Here is a 26,567-nt window from a genome sequence, read left to right on the forward strand (position 1 = left end):
GGGCGCGCCCTCAGCGGGCGACGAGCCGGTAGAGATCGCCGCTCAGGAGGAACTCGCAGACGACGTTGCCGAAGCGGAGGACGTCGCCGCTGCGGAGGGCCACGCCGTCCGAGAGCGGCTCGAGCGGCCGGTCGTTCAGGAACGTGCCGTTGGTGCTCTTCCGCGCGTGGATCATCGCCGTGGTCGCGCCCTGGACCGAGATGTGGGCGTGGACCTTGGACACGGACGGGTCGCGGAGGACGATATCGCTGTTCAGCGCGCGTCCGACGAGGATGCGATCCTGCCAGGGGCTCTCCGGGCGCTTGATCACCGGCAAGAGCTCGCACTGGCGCGAGGCCGCGTTCATGGCGGACGAGATCCGATGGCGGCTCGCCGACGTGTGGACGCTCGCGCCGGGCGAGGTGCCGGCGAAGACGGTCTTGAACGACGGCGGGGGTTGATCCTCGGGGCCGAGCTCCCGGACCAGCCAGGTGTGGGGGTATCTCCGCTCGAACGCCGCCTGGGAGATCGCCCGGCACTGCGCGGACAGGGTCGCGAAGGTCAACATGACGTGGTCTTCTCGTGGTCTGGGCCGTTCCGCTCGAGCGCGGCGGGCCCGGCCGAGCGGCGCTGCGCCGGCGCGACGGGGACCCGATAGGCCCTTATACCTCAATCCATCACGAGATCGCCGTCGGCCATGGCGTCCCGAGGACGGAACATCGCGGCGCCGCGCCGACCACACCGTCGTCGCGCGTCACACCCGGCGCTCGTCCCCCCCGGCGCGCGGCGACAGCGGACGTCTCGCGGCGACGCCGGCGCACGGGGCGCGCACGGGGCGCGCACGGGGCGCGCACGGGGCGCGCACGGGGCGGCGAGCGCGCGACAGCAGCGCGAGGGGCGCGAGGATCGAAATCGCGCACATGGCACGACGTGGGCGCTTTCCGATTGACGCGCCGAGTCGACCATGCGCAATGAAATCATCGCACCCGAGGAGATCTCATGACCTGGGCTTGCCATCGCGGGCCTCGAGATGGGGTCTGCCGCCAGGTGTGAACTCAGGAGGGACCATGTTTGGTCGCGGCAAGGCGGGACTCGCGCCGCTCTTCGGCGTGCTCGCGGTTCTTTGTCGTCTGGAGCCGGCGCACGCGGCGCCGGAGTCTGTCACGTTCACGATCGGCCACATCAACTGCGAGCCCGTCGGCGGATTTGCGCTGTTCGTGGGCGGCGCGCACATCGGCACGGTGCCGAGCACGAACGCGTGCGTCTGCAACGACACGCCCCTCGTCGCCACGTACACCGATCCCGCGGTGCTCGCGCTGCTCGACCCGTCGCAGTGCGTCGACTTCCGCGTCGAGGCGGCCGGCGGGGCGGAGATCGGGTGGGCGTACGTGCGGGTCGACGTCGATTCGCCGGAGGGCGCGGAGACGGCCTGTCTCTTCGACGCGCGGGCCTGGGCCTCTGGCGGCGACCGCTGCGGCGCGCAGAACGTGTGCGAGGGGTACACCTTCCTGCCGGCGGTCGGCGGGGCCGACACCGACGGCGACGGGGTCGCGTGGGGGATCGGCAGCGGCTGCGACAGCTGCGGTCACGACGCGAACCCCGGGCAGGAGGACGGCGACGGCGACGGGGTCGGGGACGCCTGCGACAACTGCCCCGACGTGCACAACCCCGATCAGCGCGACAGGAACCATAACGGCCGCGGCGACGCGTGTGAATGCCTGGCCCCCGGGGTGACGGACCAGGACGGCGACGGCGTCTGCGACCTCGCGGACAACTGCTGGTACGCCGTCAATCCCGGGCAAGGAGACGGCGACGCCGACGGCGTGGGCGACGCTTGCGACACGTGCGTGGGCGAAGGCGCCTGGGACTACGACGGCGACGGCCTCTGCGACGGCGAGGACAACTGCAGCTCTAGCGGCAACCCGGCGCAGGAGGACAGCGACGGCGACGGCTACGGCGACGCCTGCGACCGGTGCGTCGGCGCCGGCGACGGGGACTACGACGGCGACGGCCTCTGCGACCGGGACGACAGCTGCTTCGGTACCCCGAACCCGGGTCAGGAGGACAGAGACGCCGACGGCGTGGGCGACGCCTGCGACAGCTGCCCGGACACGCAGAACCCCGACGAGCGGGACAGCGACGGAAACGGCGTCGGCGACGCGTGCGACGTGTGCTGGGCGACGGGCCGCGAGGACTACGACGGCGACCGCGCCTGCGACGAGAGTGACAATTGCGTCCCCCTCCACAACCCGGGTCAGGAGGACGCCGACGCCGACGGCTACGGCGACGCCTGCGACATCTGCCCGAGCGTGCCGAACACCGATCAGAGCGGGATCGACTACAACTGGAACGGCGCGCCCGACGCCTGCGAGCCCTGCATGGTCGCGGGCCGGGGGGACTACGACGGCGACGGCGTCTGCGACGACGTGGACAACTGCTTCTTCACGCCGAACCCGTGGCAGGACGACGGGGACGGCGACGGGATCGGCACACATTGCGATTACTGCGTGGGCCCCGGCGACTGGGACTACGGGGACGGCGACGGCCTCTGCGGCGAACTCGACAACTGCGGCGGCGCCTTCAACCCCGGGCAGGAGGACCGCGACGCCGACGGCCTCGGCGACGCCTGCGACAACTGCCCGGGCGTGGCGAACTACGACCAGACCGACAGCGACCTCGACGGCGTCGGCGATGCGTGCGACGAGCCCCCCTGCGGCGACACGTGCGAGCCGGTGTGCGTGACCCTCCAGCGCGGCCTCTCCGGCGACGTCGCCGACGCGACCGTCTGGGCGGCCTACCCGGATTACAACCAGGGTGAGCAGACGTACGCCCACTCGGGGCTCAGCCAGGGCTTCGTCAAACAGGCGCTGTTCCGCTTCGCGCTCGACGCCATCCCGCCCGGCGCGACGGTCACGTCCGCCTCGTTTACGGCGTTCGCCACGAGCTCGGGGGCGCAGACCATCCGCGCGCACCGCGTCACCGCCCCCTGGGACGAGGCGACGGTCACCTGGAGGCGCTTCGCCGGCAGCTACGCTCCGGGGATCGAGGCGGCCATGACCGGAATCCCCTACGGCGCGAGCACCCTGGACCTCACCGCCCTCGTCCAGGCGTGGGTGGACGGCGCGCATCCCAACCACGGCTTCCTCCTCGAAGAGGACGCCGGCGCGCGCACCGCCTACCGCACCAGCGAGCACCCCGTCGCGAGCGATCGCCCCCGGCTCGCGGTCTGCTTCACCCCGTACTGAGCCTCTCCCTCCGCCACGCCCCGAGCCGCCGCGGCGCTCCCCTCCGCGACGCCGGGGCCAGGCTGGCCGCGAGCGTCGGAATCGTGCGCGAGATCATCGAGAGTCGACTCAGATCCCATACATAACGCAGCCTCCCTTCTTTCCCGTTGACGCCGGAGAGGCGCCCAGGCACACGGGACAATTACACTCGAGGAGATCCTCGACCTGGGCTCGGCGTCGCCAGCCATCCGGGTGAGGTCTGCCGCGGGATGTGAACCCAGGAGAGAACATGCTCGTTCGCGGCAAAGCCGGCCTCGCGCCGCTTTTTGGCCTGCTCACGGTGCTTTTGTGCCTCAAACCGGCCCACGCGGCGCCGGAGGCCGTCACGTTCACGATCAACCACGCGGACTGCGCGTATCCGCCCGGCGGCTTCGCGCTGTACGTGGGCGGGACGTACATCGACACGGCGCCGAGCACCAACGAGTGCGTGTGCAACGAGACGCCCCTCGTCGCGAGGTACACGGATCCCGCGGTGCTCGCGCTGCTCGACCCGTCGCAGTGCAACGACGTCCGCGTGGAGGCGGTCGACGGCGCCGAGGTCGCGTGGGGGTTCGTCCGGGTCGACGTCGAGGCGCCGGAGGGCGCGCAGACGGCCTGCGTCTTCGACGCGCGGCCGGGGGGCCCGGGCCAGCTCTGCGCCGACCGCGACCTGTGTGTCGAAGAGGGGTTCAGCTTCGAGGCCTCCGTGGGCGAGGCCGACCTCGACGGCGACGGGATCGTGGCGGGCGTCGGCGGCGGGTGCGACAACTGTAGCGGCGCAGCGAACGCCGGGCAGGAGGACAGCGACGGCGACGGCCGCGGCGACGCCTGCGACAACTGCCCGGGCACGCCCAACCCCGACCAGCGCGACAGCGACCGTGACGGCGTGGGCGACGCCTGCGACGCCTGCGCGAGCGGCGCCGACTGGGACCGCGACGGCCGCTGCGACGGGAGCGACAACTGCATTTACAACGTGAACCCCGGCCAGGAGGACGCCGACGCAGACGGCGTGGGCGACGCCTGCGACCCGTGCTTCGGCGCAGGCCCCTGGGACTGGGACCGCGACGGCCGCTGCGACGGGAGCGACAACTGCACGTACTATTACAACCCAGGGCAGGAGGACGCCGACGCCGACGGCTTCGGCGACCTCTGTGACGGCTGCGCCGGCGAGGGCGCCTGGGACCAGGACAACGACGGGCTCTGCGACGACGAGGACAACTGCTACTACAGCCACAATCCGGGGCAGGAGGACGGCGACGCCGACGGCTTCGGCGACGCCTGCGACAACTGCCCTGAGGCGCACAACCCCGACCAGAGCGACCTCAATTACAACCGCATCGGCGACCTCTGCGATGCCTGCTGGGCGTCGGGCGGATCGGACTACGACGGCGACGGCGTCTGCAACGAGAGCGACAGCTGCCCTGACGCCCGCAACCCGGGGCAGGAGGACGCCGACGGCGACCGCATCGGCGACGTGTGCGACAACTGCCCGGGCGCGTACAACCCCGACCAGAGCGACAGCAACTGGAACCTGACGGGCGACGCCTGCGACGCCTGCTGGGCGTCGGGCGGCTGGGATTACGACGGCGACGGCGTCTGCGACGACAGCGACAACTGCGATCACGATCGCAACCCGCAGCAGGAGGACGGCGACGCCGACGGCCGCGGGGACCGCTGCGACACCTGCGTCGGCCCTGGCGTCTGGGATCAGGACGGCGACGGCGTCTGCGACGAGGGCGACAATTGCTATTACAGCCACAACCCGGGCCAGGAGGACGTCGACGCGGACGGCTTCGGCGACGTGTGTGACGGCTGCCCCGGCCAGGGCACCTGGGACTCCGACGGCGACGGCCTCTGCGATGAGGTCGACAACTGTTATTACAACCACAACCCGGGCCAGGAGGACAGCGACGCCGACGGGTCCGGGGACGCGTGTGACCCGTGCAGGGGCCCAGGAACCTGGGACTACGACGGCGACCACCTCTGCGACGAGAGAGACAACTGCTACGACGTCTATAACCCCACGCAGGACGACGCGGACGCGGACGGCTACGGCGACGCGTGCGACAGCTGCTCGGGCGCAGGCGCCGGGGACTACGACGGCGACGGCCACTGCGACGAGGGCGACAACTGCACCTACAGCGAAAACCCCGGGCAGGAGGACACCGACGCCGATGGAATCGGCGATGCCTGCGACCACTGCGTGGGCCCGGGCGGCTGGGACGACGACCGCGACGGCCTCTGCGACCAGCGCGACAACTGCCCGGATTCGACCAACCCGGGACAGGAGGACACCGACGCCGATGGGGTCGGCGACGCGTGCGACAACTGCCGGAGCGTGCCCAACCCGGACCAGCACGACAGCAACTACAACGGGCGCGGCAACGCCTGCGACACGTGCTGGACCGAGGGTTACGCCGACGACGACGGCGACGGCGCCTGCAACTACGCGGACAACTGCTATCCCGCCTACAACCCGGGCCAGGAGGACGGCGACGCGGACGGCGCCGGCGACGCCTGCGACAACTGCGCGCATGTCGCGAACCCGGACCAGCGCGACAGCGACCACAACGGCATCGGCGACGCCTGCGACGCCTGCTGGCTCTCCGGCGACTGGGACTACGACGGCGACGGGATCTGCGACAGCGCCGACAACTGCTCCTTCGTCTACAACCCGGGCCAGGAGGACGCCGACGCGGACGCCATCGGCGACGCCTGCGACACCTGCGCCGGCGCCGGCGCCGACGACTACGAGGGCGACGGCCGCTGCGATCTCGAGGACAACTGCTATTACATCCCCAACCCGGGCCAGGAAGACGCCGACGCCGACGGCTTCGGCGACGCCTGCGATACCTGCGCGGGCGCGGGCGCGTGGGACTACGACGGCGACGGCGCCTGCGATCTCGCGGACAGCTGCGTTTACGTCCCCAACCCGGGCCAGGAGGACACCGACGCGGACGGGATCGGCGACGCCTGCGACAACTGCGCGGACCTCGCGAACCCGGACCAAGTCGACAGCAACAACAACGGCGTCGGCGACGCCTGCGACGCCTGCTGGAACGCTGGCGACTGGGACTACGACAACGACGGCGCGTGCACCTCGGCGGACAACTGCGCCTTCGTCCCCAACCCCGGCCAGGAGGACCGCGACGCCGACGGCCTCGGCGACGCCTGCGACAACTGCCCGAGCGCGGCCAACCCGGACCAGAGCGACAGCAACTACAACGGGATCGGCGACGCCTGCGACCGCTGCTGGGCGTCGGGCGGCTGGGACTACGACAGCGACGGCCGCTGCGACGACGAGGACAACTGCCTTTACAGTCCCAACCCGGGACAGGAGGACGCCGACGCCGACGAGCTCGGCGACGCCTGCGACCCCTGCGCGGGGAACACGAACTGGGATGAGGACGGCGACGGCCTCTGCGCGGACCGGGACAACTGCTATTACGTTCCCAACCCGGGCCAGGAAGACGCCGACGCCGACGGCTCCGGCGACGCGTGCGATTTCTGCGCAGGCAACGGCGAATCGGACTACGACGGCGACGCGCGCTGCGACCTCGAGGACAACTGCGCCTACGCCGCCAACCCGGACCAGGCGGACGCGGACGCCGACGGGTTCGGCGACGCCTGCGATGCGTGCCTGGGCGCCGGCTTCAGGGACCATGACAACGACGGCCTCTGCGACCTCGAGGACAACTGCGCCTACACCGTCAACCCGGACCAGGCGGACGCGGACGCCGACGGCGCAGGCGACACCTGCGACAACTGCCCCGGCGCGGTGAACCCCGACCAGTTCGACAGCGACTACAACGGCATCGGCGACGCCTGCGACGCCTGCTGGGCCGCCGGCGACTGGGACCAGGACGCCGACGGCCTCTGCGGCGCCGCGGACAATTGCGCTTACTACACCAACCCGGGCCAGGAGGACGGCGACGGCGACGGCGTGGGCGATCTCTGCGACAACTGCCCGAGCGCGGCCAACCCGGACCAGCGCGACAGCGACTACAACGGCCTCGGCGACGCCTGCGACGCCTGCTCGGCCGCTGGCATCGGCGATTATGACCGCGATGGCCGCTGCGACGATATCGACAACTGCCTTTACAATCCCAACCCGGGCCAGGAGGACAGCGACGCGGACGGCCGCGGCGACGCCTGCGACCCCTGCGCGGGGCACTCGCCGTGGGACGACGACGGCGACGGCCTCTGCGAGGACAGGGACAACTGCACCTACGGCTACAACCCGGGCCAGGAAGACGGCGACGGCGACGGCATCGGCGACCGCTGCGACGAATGCCCGGGGCCCGGCGCCTGGGACCACGACGGCGACGGCCTTTGCGACCTCGAGGACAACTGCGGCGGCGCCGCCAACGTGGACCAGGCGGACGCCGACGCCGACGGGTACGGCGACGCTTGTGATGACTGCGTGGGCGCCGGCCCCTGGGACTACGACGGCGACGGCCTCTGCGACCTCGAGGACAACTGCTCTTACGCCGTCAACCCGGACCAGGCGGACGCGGACACCGACGGCCTCGGCGACGCCTGCGACAACTGCCCGGGCGCGGAGAATGCTGACCAGCTCGACAGCGACTACAACGGCATCGGCGACGCCTGCGACGCCTGCTGGGCCGCCGGCGACTGGGACCAGGACGGCGACGCCCTCTGCGGCGCCGCGGACAACTGCGCTTACGTCACCAACCCGGGCCAGGTGGACGGCGACGCGGACGGCGTAGGCGACGCCTGCGACAACTGCCCGACCGCGGCCAACCCGGACCAGCGCGACAGCAACTACAACGGCATCGGCGACGCCTGCGACGCCTGCTGGGCCGCCGGCGGCGGCGATTACGACCGCGATGGCCGCTGCGACGACATCGACAACTGCATTTACAATCCCAACGCGGGCCAGGAGGACAGCGACGCCGACGGGTACGGCGACGCCTGCGACCCCTGCGTGGGCGCATGGAACTGGGACTCCGACAGCGACGGCCTCTGCGAGGACGCGGACAACTGCGTCTACGACCACAACCCGGGCCAGGAGGACAGCGACGCCGACGGCACAGGCGATCTCTGCGACTACTGCTGGGGGGCGGGCGGCTGGGACCACGACGGCGACGCGATCTGTAGCGACGTGGACAACTGCCACGACGTCTCCAACCCGGATCAGGTGGACAGCGACGCCGACGGCCTCGGCGACGCCTGCGACAACTGCCCGGACGCGCCCAACCTGGTTCAGCTCGACAGCAATTACGACGGCATCGGCGATGCCTGCGACGTCTGCTGGGCCACGGGGATCGCCGACTCCGACCACGACGGCCACTGCGACGTCAGCGACAACTGCCGCTACGACCCCAACCGGGGCCAGGAGGACCGCGACGCCGACGGCGTCGGCGACGTCTGCGACTACTGCTCGGGCGCCGGGTACTGGGACTCCGACGGCGACGGCCTCTGCAATGGGGAGGACAACTGCGTTTACTTCGTCAATCCCGGGCAGGAAGACGGCGACGCCGACGGCGCGGGCGACCTCTGCGACAGCTGCGCAACGACGCCGAACCCCGACCAGAGCGACAGCGATCACAACGGCGTCGGCGACGCCTGCGACCCGTGCTTCCTGACGGGCACGGGGGACTCCGACTGGGACACCGTCTGCGACCCGGAGGACAACTGCGCCTACGACGCCAACCCGGACCAGCGGGACACCGACAGCGACGGCGCCGGCGACGTGTGCGACGCGTCCTGCGGCGCGATCATCGACAACGGCACGGTCCAGCTGGGCGTGAACTGCGAGGGCCACCTCAACGTGCCGTTCGCGGGCGACCCGCTCCGGATCGGCACCATGGGCCTGCGCTACATGCCCACGGGCAACGCCGGCCTCGGCGCGTGGTCGCTCTCCGAGGGCTGGGGCGCGGGCGACGCCGCGACCTGGCTCTCCGGCTACGCGAACCGCGGCGTCGACGGCGCGCCGTACACGCTCCAGCGCGTCGGCTTCTCGGCGACGCCGGACAGCGCGGTCTCCACCGTCCAGATCGGCGGCGCGCTCCGCGTCACCCACGATTACCGCCCGTCCGCCGCGACCCCCGCGCTCTACGAGATCGTGGTGACCATCGAGAACACCGGCGAGAGCGCCGCCGACCTGCGGTATCGCCGCGTGATGGACTGGAGCCTCTCTCCCGCCCTCTCGCGGGAGCTCGTCACGATCGATCCGGGCGGCGTCCCCGAGCTCTTCCGGACCGACGCCGGCAGCTGGAGCAGCGCCGATCCCTTCCGCTTCACCGGCTCGCGCCCCGGCCCGGTGACGGACGCGGGCCCCGCCGACCTCGGCGCGCTGTTCGACTTCGACTTCGGCGCGCTCGAGCCCGGCGACGCCCACGTCTTCCGGGTGTTCTACGGCGCGGCCGGGAGCGAGGCCGACGCGCTCGCCGCGCTCGCGGCGGTCGGCGCCGAGGCGTACTCGCTCGCTCAGCCGGACGCGCCCGGAGGAGCGGACCTCGGCGCGCCGAACACGTTCGTCTTCGCCTACGCGAGCGGCGCCGCCGCCCCCGCCTGCGGCGACGGCGCGCTCGACCCCGGCGAGGCCTGCGACGACGGCAACCTCGTCGACGGCGACGGCTGCACCGCGACGTGTGTTGCGTGCGCGGACGCCGACGCGGACGGCGCCTGCGACGACGCCGACAACTGCCCCGAGGACAGTAACCCCGCCCAGGAGGACAGCGACGCGGACGGCGCGGGCGACGCCTGCGATCCGGTGTGCCTCACCTTCCAGCGCGGCCTCTCCGGCGAGGTCGCCGACACGAGCGTCTGGGCGGCCTACCCGCGGTACAACGAGGGCGACATGGCGTACGTCCACTCGGGCAGCAGCGGCGGATTCACCAAACACGCGCTGTTCCGGTTCGCGCTCGACGCCATCCCGCCCGGCGCCACGGTGACGTCGGCCTCGTTCACGACCACGGCCGTGAGCTCGGGCGCGCAGACCATCCGCGCGCACCGCATCACCGCTGCGTGGGACGAGGCGAAGGTCACCTGGAGGAGCTTCGCCGGGAGCTACGCGCCGGAGGTCGAGGCGACCATGATCGGCGTCCCGCACGGCGCGAGCACCCTGGACCTCACCGCCCTCGTCCAGGCGTGGGTGGACGGCGCGTATCCCAACCACGGCTTCCTCCTCGAAGAGGACGCCGCCGCGCGCACCGCCTACCGCACCAGCGAGCACCACGCCGAGGGCGATCGTCCCCGGCTCGCGGTCTGCTTCACGCCGTACTGAGCCCCTCCCCTCCACCACCGGCGGCCGGCCCCTCCACGCGCCGGCCGCCGCCGATCCCATCGCGCGCCGCGCGAAACGGACACCCCCGCGGCAACTCCCATTTTTCGGCCGCCCCCGCCGCTCCGCAGGCGCGCTTCGCGCGGCGACTACGGTATGTTTCCGCCGTGAACCCCTCCTACAATGTCCAGCACGCGCCGGTCGGCGCCTTTGCCTCCTTCACGCTCGGCAGCTTCAACCGCCGGGGCGGCTTCGCCTCGCAGGTGGGCCGCCCGGGCGACTCGAACCTCTACATCGGCTACCGCGAGGGCGACGGCGACCTCTTCTGCCTGCCCTACTTCGAGGCGGCCAGCGGCCCGGAGGTCCCCTTCGGGGTCACCTTGACGCGCGACACGCGGATGCGCCGCGTCTTCGGCGAGCAGGACATCCGCCGCGAGCTCGGCTGGGCGAGCGACACCATCCGCGCCGGCAAGCTCACCCTCACCCTCTTCTCGCCGTTCGGCCCCATCCCGGACCCGCGCACCGCGCCGCCCGCCGAGGTCGCCGCGCGCTGCTGTCCGGCGGTCTTCGCGCGCCTCGAGCTCGACAACACCGGCGGCGCCGAGCCCATGACCGGCCTCTTCGCGCTCGACGCGGCGAGCCTGCGCGACCTCGAGGCGACGACCGACGGTCGCCTCGTCGGCGTCGCGCACGGCCGGCGCTGGGGCCTCGCCTGCCGCCCGGAGCCCGGCGTCACTGCCTTCCAGGCCTTCGCGCCCGAGCACGCGTTCGACGGCAGCCAGGACCGGCTGTTCCGCCTCGGCAAGAGCGGCGGCCTGCGCGTCGAGGTCCCCCCGGGCGCCCGCCGCGAGCTGTGGATCGCGCTCGGCTTCCACGACGCCGGGACCATCACCACCGGAATCGAGGCGCGCTACGCCTACACCCGCTACCACCGCAGCCTCGAGGACGTGCTCTCCTTCGCGCTCGACCACCGCGAGGCGCTCGTCCGCGAGGCCCTCGCGCGGGATGAGGAGCTCGCGCGCGCGCCGCTCAGCCCCGCCCAGAAATGGCTGCTCGCGCAGGCCACGCACGGCTACTTCGGGTCCACCGAGTGGCTCGACACCGCGCTCGACGACGCCTCGCCGCCCGCGCCGCTCTGGGTCGTGAACGAGGGCGAGTACGAGATGATGAACACCTTCGATCTCGCGATCGATCACCTCTTCTTCGAGCTGCGTTACGCGCCCTGGGCCGTGCGCAACATCCTCGACCTCTACGTCGACCGCTACAGCTACCGCGACCAGGTGAAGCGCCCCGGCGCGCAGGGCGAGCTCCTGCCCGGCGGCGTGTCGTTCACGCACGACATGGGCGTCGGAAACCACTTCTCGCCCGCGAGCTACTCCAGCTACGAGCGCCCGAACCTCGACGCCCTCTGCTTCAGCTACATGACGCACGAGCAGCTCACCAACTGGATCTGCTGCGCCGGCGTGTACGTCGCGCGCACCGGCGACAAGGGCTTCCTCGAGCGCCACAAGGGCCTCTTCGCCGAGCTGCTCGAGAGCCTGCTCCACCGCGACGCCCCGGAGCCCGGCGCGCGGGGCGGCGTGATGGCGCTCGACAGCAGCCGCTGCGGCGCCGGCGCGGAGATCACGACCTACGACTCGCTGGATCACTCGCTCGGGCGCGCGCGCGGCAACCTCTACCTCGCCGGCAAGACGTGGGCGTCCTACGTGGTCCTCGCGCACCTGCTCGAGCGGTGCGGCGACTCCCCCCGCGCCGCCGAGGCCGCGGCGGCGAGCCTGCGGTCGGCGCGCGCCATCACCTCCGCCTTCGACGAGGCGTCGGGGTACATCCCCGCCCTGCTCGACGGGAGCTGCCCGAGCGCGATCATCCCCGCGATCGAGGGCCTCTTGTACCCGCACGCCATGGGCCTGCTCGAGGGCCTCCTTGCGCAGGGCGAGCACGCCGAGCTCGTGCGCGTGCTCCGCCGCCACCTGCAGGCGGTGCTGAAGCCCGGGCTGTGCCTGTTCCCCGAGGGCGGCTGGAAGCTGTCGAGCAGCAGCGACAACTCCTGGGCGAGCAAGATCGCGCTCTGCCAGCATGTCGCGCGCGCGATCCTGAAGGCCGATCTCCCCGACGAGGACCGCCACGAGGAGGCCCACGTCCGCTGGCAGATCGAGGGCTCCGGCTACTGGGCCTTCTCCGACCAGATGCAGCGCGGCGTGCCCGTCGGCAGCCGCTTCTACCCGCGCGGCGTGACCGCCGTCCTCTGGCTGGACGAGGCCCCCGGAGGGATCGCGAAGCCGAGCCGCTAGAGGCTCGGTTTCGCGTGCCAGAAACCCCGCCACAAAAACCGGTCGATGACGAGCGGCCGCCGGAAACAGTAGCGTTCATCCCCGAGGGCGACCGCGCGGCTCAGGGTGCTGGCGAGCGAGGCGACCACCGCAGCAGCCCGACGCGCTGGCTCGGTCACGGCGAGCTCCCTGAAGCCCGGGGCTTGGTCCAACCGGCGAGCGTGGGCTGCGAATCGGCGCATCGAGCGCCATTTTGCGGCGGTTGTGGGCCCAGGATGGCGTCAGCCCTACATGGGCCCATGATCCGCCGAGAACCATGCATGCGTGTGCGCTTCTATGGCGTCTCCGTACAATGTTTTTTCTGCATTCGAAACGCCGTCCGCGCAGGTGTCCGGGAGGCAGCGAGCCCGGCCGGCAGCTCCGCGCAGCAACGCCCTTCCCTTTGACGAACTGGTTTCATAAGCTGCACGTGAGAGTATCCGGAGAATTTCGCTCCATGACGTTGAAAGGTACGCGAATGGCCATTCGACATGCCAGTGTGTGCGTCATCGCGATGTCCTGGATCGGGTGTGCACAGATCTTCGGATTCGACAAGGAGTACCTGGTCGTCGAGGATCAAGGAATCGGAGGCGCCGGCACCGGTGGCGCCGGCAGCTCCGGAACCGGGGGAGCCGGAGGCGCCGGAGGCGGGGGCGCAGGAGGTGCAGGCGCAGGCGCCGGGGGCGCCGGGGGCGCCGGAGGCGGCGGCGCCGGAGGCGGATGTGTCGTCGAGATGCCGGCGGGCGAGGCGCCGACCCCGCCGCTCTTGATCGACGATATGGAGGATGGAGACATCAACATCATCCCCATCGAGGACGACGTGAACCCTCGGAGAGGGTACTGGTACGCGGCCAATGACATGAACGGCGAGCAGCTCCCCCGGGCCGACGACTTCTACACGAGCGAGATCGAGCTCCCGCGCGGCGACAGCACGTTGGCCGTGAACTCCGAGGCGGACGTCGGATTCTCGCTATGGGGAGCCCTCTTCGGCTTTCGACTGAACGCCGTCGAGGCCGGGACGGAAGGCGTCTACGACGCCTCCAGGTTCCGTGGAATCGCGTTCTGGGCCTACGCCGAGAGCGGCTCTTACACGAGGATGATCGTGGACGTCGCCGACGTGCAGACATGGAAAGACGGCGGCATCTGCGGCACCAACGGCGTGTGCGATGACCATTTCCGCACGATCGTCGTGCTGACGCCCTGCTGGAAGTACTACGAGATCCCGTTCGCGAACCTCAAGCAGACAGGATGGGGCGAGAAGTTCGACGCGGTGGACGTGACGCAGCTCTGGGCGATCCAGTTTCGCTTCAACTCCAAGCAGAACTTCAACGTCTGGGTCGACGACGTCGCGTTTTACGAGTGAGCGGCTCCCTCGTGGTCGTGCCTCCGCCCGCCGACGCAGGCGTTACCGCCCGGACACGCTGACCCCTGAGGCGCCAGCCGGGCTTCCAGCCGGGCGAGCGGCGCGCCCAGGAATCCGGAGGACGTACCTCACCAGGGGCTGCTCACCACGATGGAACCGCCGGTCGGCCCCGCGAGCAGCGACCAGCTCACCGCGCTCGCCGGCGGGCGGGACGGGGACGGCTCCGTCAGGAAGAGCACCACGGCCGTGCCGGCCAGCACCGCCCCGGCGCTGAAGCCTATCGTGCTCACCAGCCCCAGGTCCTTCGCGCGAGCCCCGGCGTCCTTCCCGACCGGGCTGCACGCCGCCACATCATCGCCGAGATCGGAACACTCCTCGTCCGCCAAGCGGCTCGCGTCGAGCGCCATCCACCCCGTTACCGACCCGACGACCAGCCCGGTCACGGCGAGCCCGCCCGCGACGTAGGTCACCACACGCCGGCCGCTTGGCCCCGCATCCGGCGCCGCCAGCGCAGGGCCGCTCACCCGATGTCCAGATGGCAAGCCAGCCTCCCTGGGCAGCAGCACATCCGCCTTTGGCGGCACATCCGCCCGCCTCTCGGGCGGCGGCTCCTCGACCGGAGGTTTCACCTCGATCTCGATCGTCTTCGACTCGGACCTGCCGATCGTGAACCGCGCCTCGGTCAACGGCCCTCCCGGCGCCTGCGCCGTCACGACGTGTTCTCCCGGATCGACGGGGAGCGCGATGCCGAGCGAAGGTTGCGCCAGGGTGAGGCCGTTGCGCTGCACGACCGTGCCCGCCGGGGCGTCCTTCGGCAGCGACAGCGTGAGCTGCGGCACCTGCGGCGCGAGCGTGTCGCGCTGCTCGCGCGCGATCTTGTAGCGCTTCTGGTGCTTGAACTGCTCAGCCTCCGGCATGCGGGAGTACATCGCCAGGTAGTCGTTGTAGCGCGCGACCGCCGTCGCGATGCGGCCCCACTTGGCCTCACACTCGGCGAGCGTGAACAGCCGCCCCGGGCGAGGATCGAGGCGATGGCTCTCGGTGAGGGCAGGACAGCCTGTAATGTATCGACCTGCCAGCATGTCGGCGAGACCACGGTTGAAGAGCGACTCGGCCGCGGCCACGGCGTCGGATTGTGCGCTGGCCGGAGCGGCGATGGCGGTGCTCAGCAATCCGCTCATGATGGCCCAGGACCAGGAATGGCGCATTCGCAGAAAGAAATACCATGTCTGGTATGGTGTCCCAGGAAAAAAGTCAGGAGGCCCGCTGCCCTTGTCGCTGCGCTCAGTCCGGCGCGTAGAGCGGCTCCTCCGGCCACGTGGATGACGAGGACGCCGGCTGCACGGGCGGCGAGCGCCTGCGCGCGGCGCTGGGCTTCGGCGCCACGCGCTGCGGCGTCGCGCTGGGCTGCGGCACCGCGCCATTGGATAGAAGCGCCGCCGGCGCGCTCGCGCTCGCGGCGACAGCCGCCGCGGTGAGCGCCGCATGGTCGACGTCCACGCGCGGCGCGGAGGCCTTGGGGGCAGGCGCCATGAGGTCGAACGCGATGGGCGCCGCCGACGGCGCGGCGCGGGCGGCTACCGCCGGCGAGGGCGCCGCCTGCGCGGGCCCGGTCGTACCGAGGGCGGGACCGCCATCGCCCAGCGAGGAGAAGGCAAAGGCACCTCCGCCGAGCAGGGCGAGCGCTGCGGCCGCGATCACGGAGCGGTACCTCGGCATCGCGGGCGCGACCTGGGTCTCCGCGCCCGTGCTCGGCTCATCGGCCACCGGCGCCGCCGTCGTCAGCCCCTGGCTACCACGCCCGATTGGCGTCTCCGTCGCCGAGACGAAAGCCGACGGCCTCGCCGTCACGGGGGCCACGTGGAAGACCTCGGCGAGCGCCTCGACCGCGGCCGAGGCGGAGGTGAAGCGCGCCTCGGGCTCGCGCGCGGTCGCCTTCGCGAACCACGGGTCGAACGCCGGGGGCAATTGCACCCCCTCGCTCGCCGCGCGTGCACACGCGGGCTCCTGCGGGCCGAATATCGCGGTCGCCGCGAACGCGAGCGTGTTGCTGAACTCCCGCATGTCGTTCAGCCAGTACGCCTTGCCGACGAGGAGCGTGTACGCGACCATCCCGAGGGCGAAGATGTCCACCGCCTTGGAGATCGATCTGCCGCTGAACTGCTCGGGCGCCATGTAGAGCGGCGTCCCGAGGGCCGCGGTGGTCGCCGCGCCGAGCGCGGTCTCGGCGACGAGCTTGGCAATGCCGAAGTCGAGCACCTTGATCCGGAGCTCGTCATCGTCATCGCTCTGTGCGAGGAAGAGGTTGGACGGCTTGATGTCGCGGTGGACGACCCCGGCGGCGTGAGTCTTGTCGAGGGCGACCGCGGTCTGGCGCAGGTAGGCGACGGTCTCTTCCGGCGACAGGCGCCCGGCGCGGCGGATACGCGTGCTGAGCTCCTCGCCGCGGAGCAGCTCCATCACGAGGAACGGCATGCCGGTCTCCGCGTCGATCCCGGCGTCGAACACCTCGACGATGTGCTCGGTCGCGATGCGCGCAGCGATGCGCGCCTCCAGCTTGAACCGGGCCTGGAACGCGGGGTTCTCGGCGAGGTGCGGGTGCATCACCTTGAGCGCCCGCCGGCGTTCGGTCTCGACGTGCACGACCTCGTAGACGGTGCCCATCGCGCCGGTCGCGATGCCACACACGACGCGGTACCGACCGTCGAACAGCGTTCCTTGGATGAAACCTAGCGACATGGATCCACCGCGTCGAACGAGCGTACACCACGAGGAGGAAGGGGTGCACTCTGGAACTGAGGGCGGCGACGCATCTTACATCGATTACATCGACCGACCCGGTAGGGATCGTTCGCTCGACCTGCATCCATGATCTGGGCCATCGAGTTCGAATTCGATGCGGGGCGAGCGTTCAATCTCAGGATCGAATCGACGGGCTGAGGCCGCGATGCGCGGCGGTAGAGGGGCTATATCGGCTTACATTGGAGCCCATTCGGAGGCGTACGACGTCAACCTCGTCTTCGCCGTCGGGGAGAACCTCGCGCTCGATCAGCGAATACTGAAGCTGCAAGGCCACACGCGCGCCCTCGGGTCTCCGGCCCGCGCCTAGAGGTCGCGCCGACCATGGCCGGACCTCTGGCGGGCGGCGCTAGGCCGCCGAGGCGCAGCGACGCTCCCCGGCGCGCCGATCAGCGCCGCCGGCGCGCGGGCTCCCGCTTGGTCAAGCCGACGGCCTGCCGCAGCGCGTCCGCGAGCGTCTGGTAGGTCCGCACGCCCGAGAGCGAGATCCCGAGCTCCACCATCGTCCGCGCCAGCTCGGGTGACAGCCCGACCACGGCGCACTCGGCGCCCAGCAGCCGCAGCGACGTGACGATCGTCGCGATCTGCCCGGTCGCGGCCTCGTCCACCTCGGACAGGCCGGTCAGATCGAGCAGGACGTGGGTCGCGGCCATCGAGGTCACGCGGTGGAGCAGCTCCTCGCAGATGGGCTCTGCCCGCTCCCGCGACAACACGCCGGCGAGCGGCACCGCGAGCACGCCGTTCCAGACCTGGATGATGGGCGCGGACAGCGCGCGGATCAGCCGCTCTTTCTGCTCGACCTCCTCGTCCTTGCGCCGGAGCTCCTGGGCGGCCTCCGCCATGTGTTGCCGCAGCTCCTGCTGCCGCGCCCGCAGGCGGACGAGCCTCAGCCGGTCGAGCTCGTCGTCGATCGTCCGGTCCGAGGGGTGGACGCGGAACTCCACGGCGGGCCCCGCGCCCCCCGTGTCGATGATCTCGTCGGCCCAGCAGCGCCGCGCGAACGCCTGGTTGAAGAGCCCGATCACCTTGCCCTGCAGGAACGGGCACCCCCAGCTCAGGCGGCCTTCCCCCTGCATGCGGAGCTCCCAGGGGTTCCGGATCCGCACGGTCGCCACGCCCGCCGCGCGATCGAAGGCCGGCAGCTCGAACGCGCCCCACCCGGCCGCGCTGATCGCGCGCCCCCACGCGAGGAGGCCGTGCTCGATCGCGTCGCCCGACTTCGCCACCATGCCCTGGTAATCCTCCTCGGTGCCCAGGCTCGACGAGCGCGCCACGAGGAGCCGGAAGAGATCGACGCCGACCTCCTCCACGAGGGGCGAGAGCATGTGGAAGAGCGAGGGGTTCGTCCAGAAGAGCGCGGAGGACAGCCCTCCGAAGAGCAGATCGCCGTCGTCGAGGCGCCACTCCACCGGAACGTCCTGAACCGTCAGCGTCGGGCGAGGATCGGACATGCTCGCCGAGCTTCGCACGAAAGCCGGGCCGCGCGCGACCGCTCACCGCGGACGAGCGAGGTGTGCCGAGCCCCGCCGGACGGCCTCTACCGAGAGGTCGCCGAGCCGCCGGAGGCGCGCCGCGCTTGACAGGGGAGAGCCGCTCTGGACATGAAGCCGGACGGGCTCGTCCCTGCGCGACGGCGAGCGTCGGACCAGCGCATTCGATCGAGGTGCTTGCATGCGAGTTCTTATCATCGGCGGGACGGGGCTCATCTCGACGGCCATCGTCGAGCAGCTCCTTCAGCGCGGCGATCACGTCACGCTTTTCAACCGGGGAGTGACGGAGCGGCGCTTCGAGGGGGACGTCGACGTCATCGTCGGCGACCGGTGGAAGTACGCCGAGTTCGAGCGCGAGATGCAGCGGCGCACGTTCGACGCGGTGATCGACATGGTGGCGTTCGCGCCCGAGAACGCCGACTCGCTGCTCAGGGCGTTCTCGGGCCGCGCGGGCCACCTCGTCGTCTGCTCGACCGTGTGCGTCTACGGCGGGCCCCTCACGCGCACGCCGGCGACCGACGACGAGCCGCACCGCCCCGTGACGAAGTACGGCCAGAGCAAGTCGCGCATCGAGTCGACGCTGCTCGCGGCGAACGGCCAGGGCGGGCTGAAGACGACGATCCTGCGGCCGTCGTTCACGACGGGCGAAGGGCACACGGCCCTCGGGGCGCTCTACTTCGACGACTCGATGGCCGACCGCGCGCGGCGCGGGCTCCCGCTCATCGTGCACGACGGGGGCGCGGCGCCGTGGGCCATCGCGCACGTCTCGGATGTGGCCCGGGGCTTCGTCAACGCGCTCGGCAACGAGAAGGCTTATGGCCAGGCCTATCACCTCACGAGCGACGAGCACACCACCTGGGCCGGCGTCTTCGCCGCGCTGGAGGAGGCCGCCGGCGGCAAGGCCCCCGTGGTCTCGATCCCGACCGACTGGCTCTACGAGGTCGCCCCGCGCCGCATGGTCGGCGTGAAGTTCATCTATCAGTACGGATCCACGTTCGACAACAGCAAGGCGGCGCGCGACCTCGGCTTCCGGACCACCGTCCCCCTGGTCGAGACCTTCCGGCGCCAGATCGCCTGGTCGGAGCGCGCCGGGAAGTACCGGAGAGCGGAGGAAGAGCCGCTGCAGGACGCCCTGCTCGACGCGTTCTCGAAGGGCGAGAAGCCGGCGCCCGGGAAGGTCCACGACTTCAACCCGTGGGGCAACGAGCCCGAGTCATGAAGCGCCGTCGGGCGCGCCAGGGCGAAACAGCGGAGCATGCCTGACGCGGCGTGACGGCGCGAAGCGGCGCTCGTCGAGCGGCCACACAGGCGCACATGTTCCGCGGTTATCGGGCCGCATACGGCGCTATGGTGTCGTATGCGGCCGCATACGGCCGCATACGTCCACATGAGGCCACGTCAGCCAATGACCGTGGATCCCTGACTCCATCGCTCGCCCATTCCTTCGTGTCCTCTTGACATGGCGGGCCATCGTATGGTCGGTTTAACCTAGACCACCATGCGCTGCACGGAGACCGGGCTGCTTTTGGGACTCGCATCCCTGCTCTCGGCATCTTGCTCGTCCACGGCGCCCGAGCACCCCGGGGACGCGGTCCTCATTGGGGGCCTCCTGCCCTTCTCCGGGAGCGAGTCGGCCATCGGCCGCAACCTCGAGCAGGCGATGCTGCTCGCGATCGAGGACGTGAACGCCGCGGGTGGGCTCGACGGGCGGCCGTTCGACCTCGTGCTCCGAGACAGCCACTCGAGCTGGGACCGTGGGCTGAACCAGCTGCTCGCGCTGGTGTACAGGGATCAGGTATCTTACCTGATCGGCCCCGAGGAGAACGATCTCTCCCGCGAGATCACGCGGGACGTGAAGGAGTTCGATCTCTTCCACATGCTGCCGGGTTACGCCGCCCCCTCCGTGACGCGCAACGAGACGAAGGGGGGCTGGATACGGCTCGCCCCTCCCCCGTTCGCCATCGGCTGCGCGCTGGCGAAATTCGCCTTCCGCGAGGACATCGAGACGGTGAACAGCCTCGCCGCGCTGGACGACTACAACGGCAGCGTCAACAACGAGTTCACGACGCACTTCGCGGCGCTCGGGGGCAGGGTCCTCCCCTCGGTGAGGTTCACGCCGGGCGAGCACACGTACACGACCAAGATCAAGTCCACCTTCGAGACGGGCGCCGACCGCACGCTGCTGGCCGCCTACCCCGCGACCGCATCGACGATCGTGACCGAGTGGACCGTCTCCGGGCGCCCCGGCACCTGGCTGCTCGGCCCGGCGCTGCGCACCGAGGTCCTCCTCGCCAACATCCCTCCAGGCTCGCTCGACGGGCACATCGGGATCGCGCCCTCGCTCAGCCTGCGGGGCGAGTGCCGCGTCGTGGACGAGGCCGAGGACGTGGTCGAGTGCGCGACCGGGAACGCCGCCGCCTTCGCCCGGCACTTCTCCCGCCGGTGGAACGGGGAAGCGCCCTTCCCCGCGGCCCACTTCTATTACGACGGCGTCGTCCTCATCGCGATGGGCCTCGCGTACGCCCAGGCGACGGCCGAGGCGGCGCCCCCGTCCGGACACGCGCTGCAGAGGACCATCCGCGAGCTCAACAGCCAGGGCCACGAGGCCGCCTCATGGACGGACCTGGAGGCGTCGATGGTCAAGCTCCGCGCGGGGATCCCTCTCCGGTACGTCGGGGCCGCCGCCGAGTACGAGTTCGACGAGTACGGGGCAAACAGGCACGATTACATGCAGAGGTGGACCATCCGCGAGGGCGCCTTCGTCGACCTCGCCCCGGTCTCGGTCACGTGCCGGACCGTGCAATGAGCTCGGAGCGAGCGCTTTCTTCACGCAGGAGCACCGCGCACGATCGAACGAACGACGGACGAGGAGGGACTTCATGACGAGGATTGCACGATGGGGGACGACGGCTTTCGGCCTTATGCTGATGACGGCGGCGTGCGGTTCGAGCCAGCCTCACGAGGGCGAGGATTCCACGCCAATACGACGGCACCCGATTCCGCAGAACGAATTCATCCCGGAGGAGATCGAGGCGACGGTCGACAGGCTCATCGTCGAGATCAACGAGAGCTCGCCCGAGCCGATGCAGATGACCGTCGTGCTGAAGGCCGCCGTCGGCTTCTGGCAGCCGGTCGTCAAGGCTGCGAACCAGGCCATGGGCGAGCTCGGGGTCACGGGGAGCGTGCTCGGGTCCCTCACGCCGTCGGGCGATACGGACGAGGCGGAGCAGAACCAGGTCCGGCAGGTCGAACAGGCGGTCGCGGACGGCGCGGAGGGGATCGGCATCGCGGCCTTCGGCGAGAGCCAGACGGCCGCCGTCGACGAGGCGATCGCGAAGGGCGTCCACGTGGTGACGCTCGACACCGACGTCCCGGCCTCGAAGCGCGCGATCTACGTCGGGACCCTCGACGAGGCTTCCGGGGTCACCGCAGGGAAGACTCTGCTCGCGATGCTGCCGGCGCCGCCGGGCACGGTGATCATCCACGGCAACACCGACCCGGCGTGGAGCAACGGGATGGATCGAACGCGGGGGGCCCAGGGCGTGTTCGAGGCGGCCGGTTACGACGTCCTGGTGCGTCACGCGATCTGGAGCTCCACGAGCGAGGCCGAGGACCTCGAGTGGATGACGGCCCAGCTCGATTCCGCGGAGCCGCCCGCCGTGGGGATGATCGGCCTGTTCGACATCTCGTACCGGTGCGCGATGGCCGCGGAGGCCGCGGGCAAGGACCTCCCCATCGTCGCCTTCGACTTCAATCCGACGACCGTCGACTACATGCGCAAGGGGCTCATCAAGGCCACACACACCCAGCGTCAGTACTACCAGGGTTATCTCGTGCCCTACATCCTCTACGGCATCGAGAACATCGGCCTCGACGCGACCAAGGCGATCCTCGCTCCGCACATGGTCGACGATAATCGCGTCAACACCGGCCTCGACGTGGTCCCCGCGGACAAGATCGACGCCTACAACGACTTCCTCGACGTGATCGGCTCGAATCAGTAGCGGTGTCGCGACTGGATTCGTGGCTCCGGGCTCCGCGAGACGTGAGGCCCCCGGCGAGCCCTCACGCCCAGACCAGAGGCGCCCTCGAGCGACGCGGCGCCCGCCGGCGCCTCACGCCACCGCCGCCCCGTCGCCCTCGCCCAGCCACACGCGGGCGAGCGCGAGCGTGCGGGCGTGCTCGGGGACGTTCTCCAGGAAGCTCGCCCGCCACGCCGGGTTCGTGATCCGCGCCGCGCGCGAGAGCAGCCGCTCGCGGGCGTTCGCGATCGCGGAGCGCGCCTCCTCGCGCGCGCCGCACGCCTCGAGGGCCTCCGCGTGCGCCAGGTAGATCAGCGACTCCCCCTCCTCGAGGTGGCCGAGCGACGCGGCGAGCGCGGAGGCGGCCTCGTCGGCCCGGCGCGCGGCCTCGAGGGCCTCGGCGGCGCGCCCCCCGGCGAGCAGCACCCGCGCGAGCGTGGCCTCCGCGCAGGGGATGAGCGGCGGAAAATCCGCGAGGATCTCGCAGCCGCGGCGCGCTTCCTGCTCGGCGCGGGCGATGTCCCCCGCGAGCATCGACACCTCCGCGAGGTACACGTAGGTGCCGCCTTCCAGCCGCCGGTCGCCGGCGGCCGCGAACGTGCGGAACGCGTCGTCGAGCTGCGCGCGCGCCTCGCCGAGCTCGCCGAGCAGGTAGAGCGTGCGGCCGAGGTTCTCCTTCGCGAACGCCATCAGGTACGTGAGGCCGAGCCGCTCCGCGTCGGCCAGCGCGGCGCGGAGCAGGCGCGCGGCGTCGGCGTACGCGCCGAGCTCGTTGCAGTAGTGGCCCGCGTTGATGCGCACGCCGCAGGCGCCGCGCACGTCGCCCGCCGACTCGTAGCAGCGCTCCGACACCTCGCAGAGCTCGCGGGCGGTGCCGACATCCCCGGAGAGGACGGCGCGCTGCACGCGCAGCCGCAGGATGGGCGCGGTCACGGTCGGGTCGTGCCGGAAGCGCGCGAACGACGCGTCGATCCGGGACACCAGCGCCTCGGTGTCCTCGGTCTCGCCGATCTTGTAGAGCAGGACCTGCGCCGCCTGGGCCATCGCGATGAGCTCGGGCCCGCTCACCGCCGGCTCCGACCACCGCGCGCACATCGCCCTGGCGAGCGCGACGACGGTCTCTGCGTGCCCCATCATCGCGCACGCCCAGAACGCCACGCACGCCGCGCGGCACCACCACGCGCCCCCCTCGGGCAGCGCCGGCATCGCCGCGAGCGCGTGCTGCTCGGCCGCCGCGCCCGCGCCGAGGACCCGGAGCGCCTCCGAGAGGAGCGTCTCGATCTCGCCGAGCGCCTCGCCGGCCGCGCCGCAGGCGATCGCGCGCTCGGCGCGCTCGACCGCCGCCTTGCAGTCGCTCGCGCCGAGCGCCTGCTCGGCCGCCCGCCGGTAGCAGCCGATCGCGCGCTCGAGCTCGCCCCCGCGCTCGAAGTGCGTGGCGAGGACCACGGCGTCGGTCTCGCCGGCCTGGGCGAGCCACGCGCCCGCGAGGCGGTGGCCGAGCAGCCGGTCCTCCTCGGTCAGCATCTCGTAGGCCGCGTCGCGCACGAGCGCGTGCCGGAACGCGTACGCCACCTCGCCCTGGAACGTCGGCTCGTGCAGGCGTGTGATGAGCTCGCTGCGCTCGAGCTCCGCGAGCCAGACGTCGAGGTGCGCCTCGTCCCCCTCGGCGCCGAGCAGCGCGCCCGCCGCGCCCCGCCAGAACACGCCCCCGAACACGCTGCCCGCGCGCAGCACCCGCCGCGCCTCCGGCGCGAGCCCCTCCAGGCGCGCCTGCATCATCGCGAGCACCGTCCCCGGGACGCCGTCCCGGTGGCCGTCCGCCGCGGCGCGGACGAGCTCCTCCAGGAAGAACGCGTTGCCCCCGGCGCGCTCCACGATCTGCGCGACGGCCTCGGCGTCGATCGCGCCGAGCGCCTCGCCGACGAGCTTCTCGCACGTCCGCCGCGACAGCCCCGCGAGCCTGAGGTCCGTCAGCGCCCGCTTGCTCCACAGATCCGGGAACACCTGCCGCACCTCGGGGCGCGCGAGCGCGAGCACCATGAGCCGCTCGCCCTCGAGCAGCCGGAGCGCCGCGTCCACGTAGTCGACCGTCGGCCGATCGCCCCAGTGGAGGTCCTCCAGCACGAGCAGGACCGGCCGCGCCCGGCACTCGGCGCGCGCGAGCTCCACCCACGCCGCCTGCATCTGGTCGCCCATGACCTTCGCGTCCTGCCGCGCCGCCCGGAGCAGCACGCTCGCCTCGGGCGGGAACGGCGTGCCCGCCATCTCGCCCAGGAACTCGGTGACCTGGCGCCGGAGCGGCTCCGCGACGTGCTCCGCCACGCGCGCCGCGAGCTTCTGCTGCCGCGCCTCGAGCGGCTCGCCGTCGAGCAGCCGCGCCGCGCGCCGGACGACCTGGCCCAGCATGCCGAACGGCGCGCCCGCCCGCATCGAATCGCCGCGCGCGATCCAGACCTCGAAGCCGTCCCCGCCGCGCGCGGCCAGGCGGCGCGTGAGCTCGTGGCGCAGGCGCGACTTGCCGACGCCCGCCTCCGCGGTGACCAGCACCGCGCGGGCCTCGGACTCCGCGGCGCACTCGTCGAACGTCGACTGCAGGAGGAGCAGCTCGCGGTCCCGCCCCACGCACCGCGTCGGCTTGCCGAGCAGCTTGCGGGCATCGTCCGCGGGCTCGAGCTCGCCGACGAGCGCGAGCGCGGAGCGGTCGAGCGACACCTCGAAGCGATCGCCCAGGAGGTCCGCGGTCATCCGGTCGAGCAGGACGGGGGCCGCGCCGTCCGCGCGGCCGGCCGCGCTCCCCGCGAGCAGCGCGCCCGCGCGATCGATGACCTGCCCCATCGGCTGCGTCCGCTCGAGCTCGTCCCACCCGGTCGAGAGCGCCACGCGCGCGCCGGGCAGGAGGTCGCGGAGGGCGAGCGCGCAGCGCGCGGCGCTGAGGGCGAGGTCCGTCGGCGAGCCCGCGCTGGTGAGCACGGCCGCGAGGGTGCCGTCCCGCAAGAGCTCCAGGTGCGCGCCGTGGCGGACGGCGACCTGCCGGAGCGCGTGCGACGTGTCGTAGAGCGCGCCGAGCAGCGGGGCGTCGCTGAGCGAGGCGGTGATCGCGGCCGAGTCGGCGCGCGTGAGGGCGTGTTTGCCGCCGCCCGCGCCGGGCGCGAGCGCGAGGATGACGCTGACGAGGCGCCGCTCGCGGCGCGTCAGGCCGACCGACACGGGCGGGCTCGGGGTCGCCTCCGCGACGAGCGACGCGAGCGCGCGCAGCTTCCCGAGGGCCGCGATCGTGTCGGGGCGCCCGTCGGGCCGCTTCGCGAGCAGCCGCGTCACGAAGGCGTCGAGCTCCGGCGGGAGCCCTGGCGCGAGCGCGCTCGGGCGGGGGGCTTCCTCGAAGACCACCCTGGCCAGCACGGCGAGCGGGTGCGCCGCGGTGAAGGGCGGCCGGCCGGTCAGGCAGGTGAACAGGACGCAGCCGAGCGAGTAGATGTCCGCGCGGGCGTCGACCTCGCCGTCGCCGATCACCTGCTCCGGCGCCATGAACGACGGCGTGCCCACCGTCGCCCCGGTGCGCGTCAGCGACGACGTCGCGTCCTCGAGGCGCGCGAGGCCCAGGTCGACGATCGTCGCCCGCTCGAGGTCGCCGCCCGGCAGGAAGATGTTCTGGGGCTTGATGTCGCGGTGGATGATGCCCTGCGCGTGCGCGAACGCGAGCCCCTCGGCCACCCGGGTCGCGACCTTGAGCGCGGCGGCGGGCTCCAGCCGTCCGCGCGCGATCCGCGCGCCGAGGTCCTCGCCCTCGAGCCAGTCCATGACGAGGTAGAGCTCTCCGTCCGGCGTGAGCCCGTGGGCGACGTACCGGACGATGCACGGGTGCGAGAGGGCGGCCAGCACGCGCGCCTCTCGCGCGAACCGGCTGCGTTTGTCCTCGGTCGGCTCCCGGAGCACCTTGATGGCCACCGGCGCGCCGCTCACGGCGTCGCGCGCGCGGTAGACCGCGCCGAGGCCGCCCTTCCCGGTCTGCCGCTCGATCGTATAACGCGCCCCCAGACGCTCCCCCGGTGTCATGGCGCCTCGAGTATCTCATGGAATTCCGTCGTGCACGCCA

12 protein-coding genes are annotated in these 26,567 nt (G+C 71.7%); 7 read left to right on the plus strand and 5 right to left on the minus strand.

Features of this window, described 5'->3' with window-relative positions; translation table 11 throughout:
* Positions 1-10: 10 nt before the first annotated feature.
* Entirely contained in the window at positions 11-547 is a 537-nt protein-coding gene (locus tag WMF43_RS28030) for an FHA domain-containing protein (protein ID WP_437669140.1), read from the minus strand.
* A 499-nt stretch (positions 548-1,046) separates the two neighbouring features.
* Here WMF43_RS28030 and WMF43_RS28035 point away from each other — a divergent pair, with 499 nt between their 5' ends.
* The 4 genes from WMF43_RS28035 (at position 1,047) to WMF43_RS28050 (ending at position 14,163) form a co-directional block, all read left to right on the plus strand.
* Positions 1,047-3,224, plus strand: coding sequence for a thrombospondin type 3 repeat-containing protein (locus tag WMF43_RS28035; RefSeq protein ID WP_437669142.1), 2,178 nt, complete (start codon positions 1,047-1,049; stop codon positions 3,222-3,224).
* A 268-nt stretch (positions 3,225-3,492) separates the two neighbouring features.
* Entirely contained in the window at positions 3,493-10,494 is a 7,002-nt protein-coding gene (locus WMF43_RS28040) for a thrombospondin type 3 repeat-containing protein (protein ID WP_437669144.1), read from the plus strand.
* Between the two features lie 164 nt (positions 10,495-10,658).
* Positions 10,659-12,782: a glycoside hydrolase family 52 protein gene (locus WMF43_RS28045; protein WP_437669146.1), complete on the plus strand. Its 2,124-nt coding sequence runs from the start codon at positions 10,659-10,661 to the stop codon at positions 12,780-12,782.
* Between the two features lie 496 nt (positions 12,783-13,278).
* Positions 13,279-14,163: a hypothetical protein gene (locus WMF43_RS28050; RefSeq protein ID WP_437669148.1), complete on the plus strand. Its 885-nt coding sequence runs from the start codon at positions 13,279-13,281 to the stop codon at positions 14,161-14,163.
* A 128-nt stretch (positions 14,164-14,291) separates the two neighbouring features.
* Here WMF43_RS28050 and WMF43_RS28055 read toward each other — a convergent pair whose 3' ends face one another.
* From WMF43_RS28055 to WMF43_RS28065, 3 genes are all read right to left on the minus strand, one after another.
* Positions 14,292-15,344: a hypothetical protein gene (locus WMF43_RS28055; RefSeq protein ID WP_437669150.1), complete on the minus strand. Its 1,053-nt coding sequence runs from the start codon at positions 15,342-15,344 to the stop codon at positions 14,292-14,294.
* Between the two features lie 103 nt (positions 15,345-15,447).
* Positions 15,448-16,902, minus strand: a complete 1,455-nt coding sequence (locus WMF43_RS28060) for a serine/threonine-protein kinase (RefSeq protein WP_437669152.1) — start codon at positions 16,900-16,902, stop codon at positions 15,448-15,450.
* A gap of 449 nt (positions 16,903-17,351) precedes the next feature.
* The gene (locus WMF43_RS28065) at positions 17,352-18,413 is read right to left on the minus strand and encodes an STAS domain-containing protein (protein WP_437669154.1); all 1,062 of its coding nucleotides are present in this window, start codon (positions 18,411-18,413) and stop codon (positions 17,352-17,354) included.
* Positions 18,414-18,633: 220 nt separating this feature from the next.
* Here WMF43_RS28065 and WMF43_RS28070 point away from each other — a divergent pair, with 220 nt between their 5' ends.
* From WMF43_RS28070 to WMF43_RS28080, 3 genes are all read left to right on the plus strand, one after another.
* Positions 18,634-19,671 carry an NAD-dependent epimerase/dehydratase family protein gene (locus tag WMF43_RS28070; protein ID WP_437669156.1) on the plus strand — a complete coding sequence of 346 codons (1,038 nt, stop codon included), beginning with the start codon at positions 18,634-18,636 and terminating at the stop codon, positions 19,669-19,671.
* 306 nt (positions 19,672-19,977) lie between these two features.
* A complete protein-coding gene (locus tag WMF43_RS28075) occupies positions 19,978-21,258 on the plus strand; it encodes an ABC transporter substrate-binding protein (protein WP_437669158.1) in 1,281 nt (426 codons plus the stop codon).
* Positions 21,259-21,331: 73 nt separating this feature from the next.
* Positions 21,332-22,456 carry a substrate-binding domain-containing protein gene (locus tag WMF43_RS28080; protein ID WP_437669160.1) on the plus strand — a complete coding sequence of 375 codons (1,125 nt, stop codon included), beginning with the start codon at positions 21,332-21,334 and terminating at the stop codon, positions 22,454-22,456.
* 111 nt (positions 22,457-22,567) lie between these two features.
* Here WMF43_RS28080 and WMF43_RS28085 read toward each other — a convergent pair whose 3' ends face one another.
* Complete coding sequence (locus WMF43_RS28085) at positions 22,568-26,527, minus strand: protein kinase domain-containing protein (protein ID WP_437669162.1); 3,960 nt, start codon at positions 26,525-26,527, stop codon at positions 22,568-22,570.
* Between the last annotated feature and the right edge of the window lie 40 nt (positions 26,528-26,567).

The sequence above is a fragment of the Sorangium sp. So ce131 genome (assembly GCF_051519095.1).
In the GTDB taxonomy this organism is placed as follows: Bacteria; Myxococcota_A; Polyangia; order Polyangiales; family Polyangiaceae; genus Sorangium.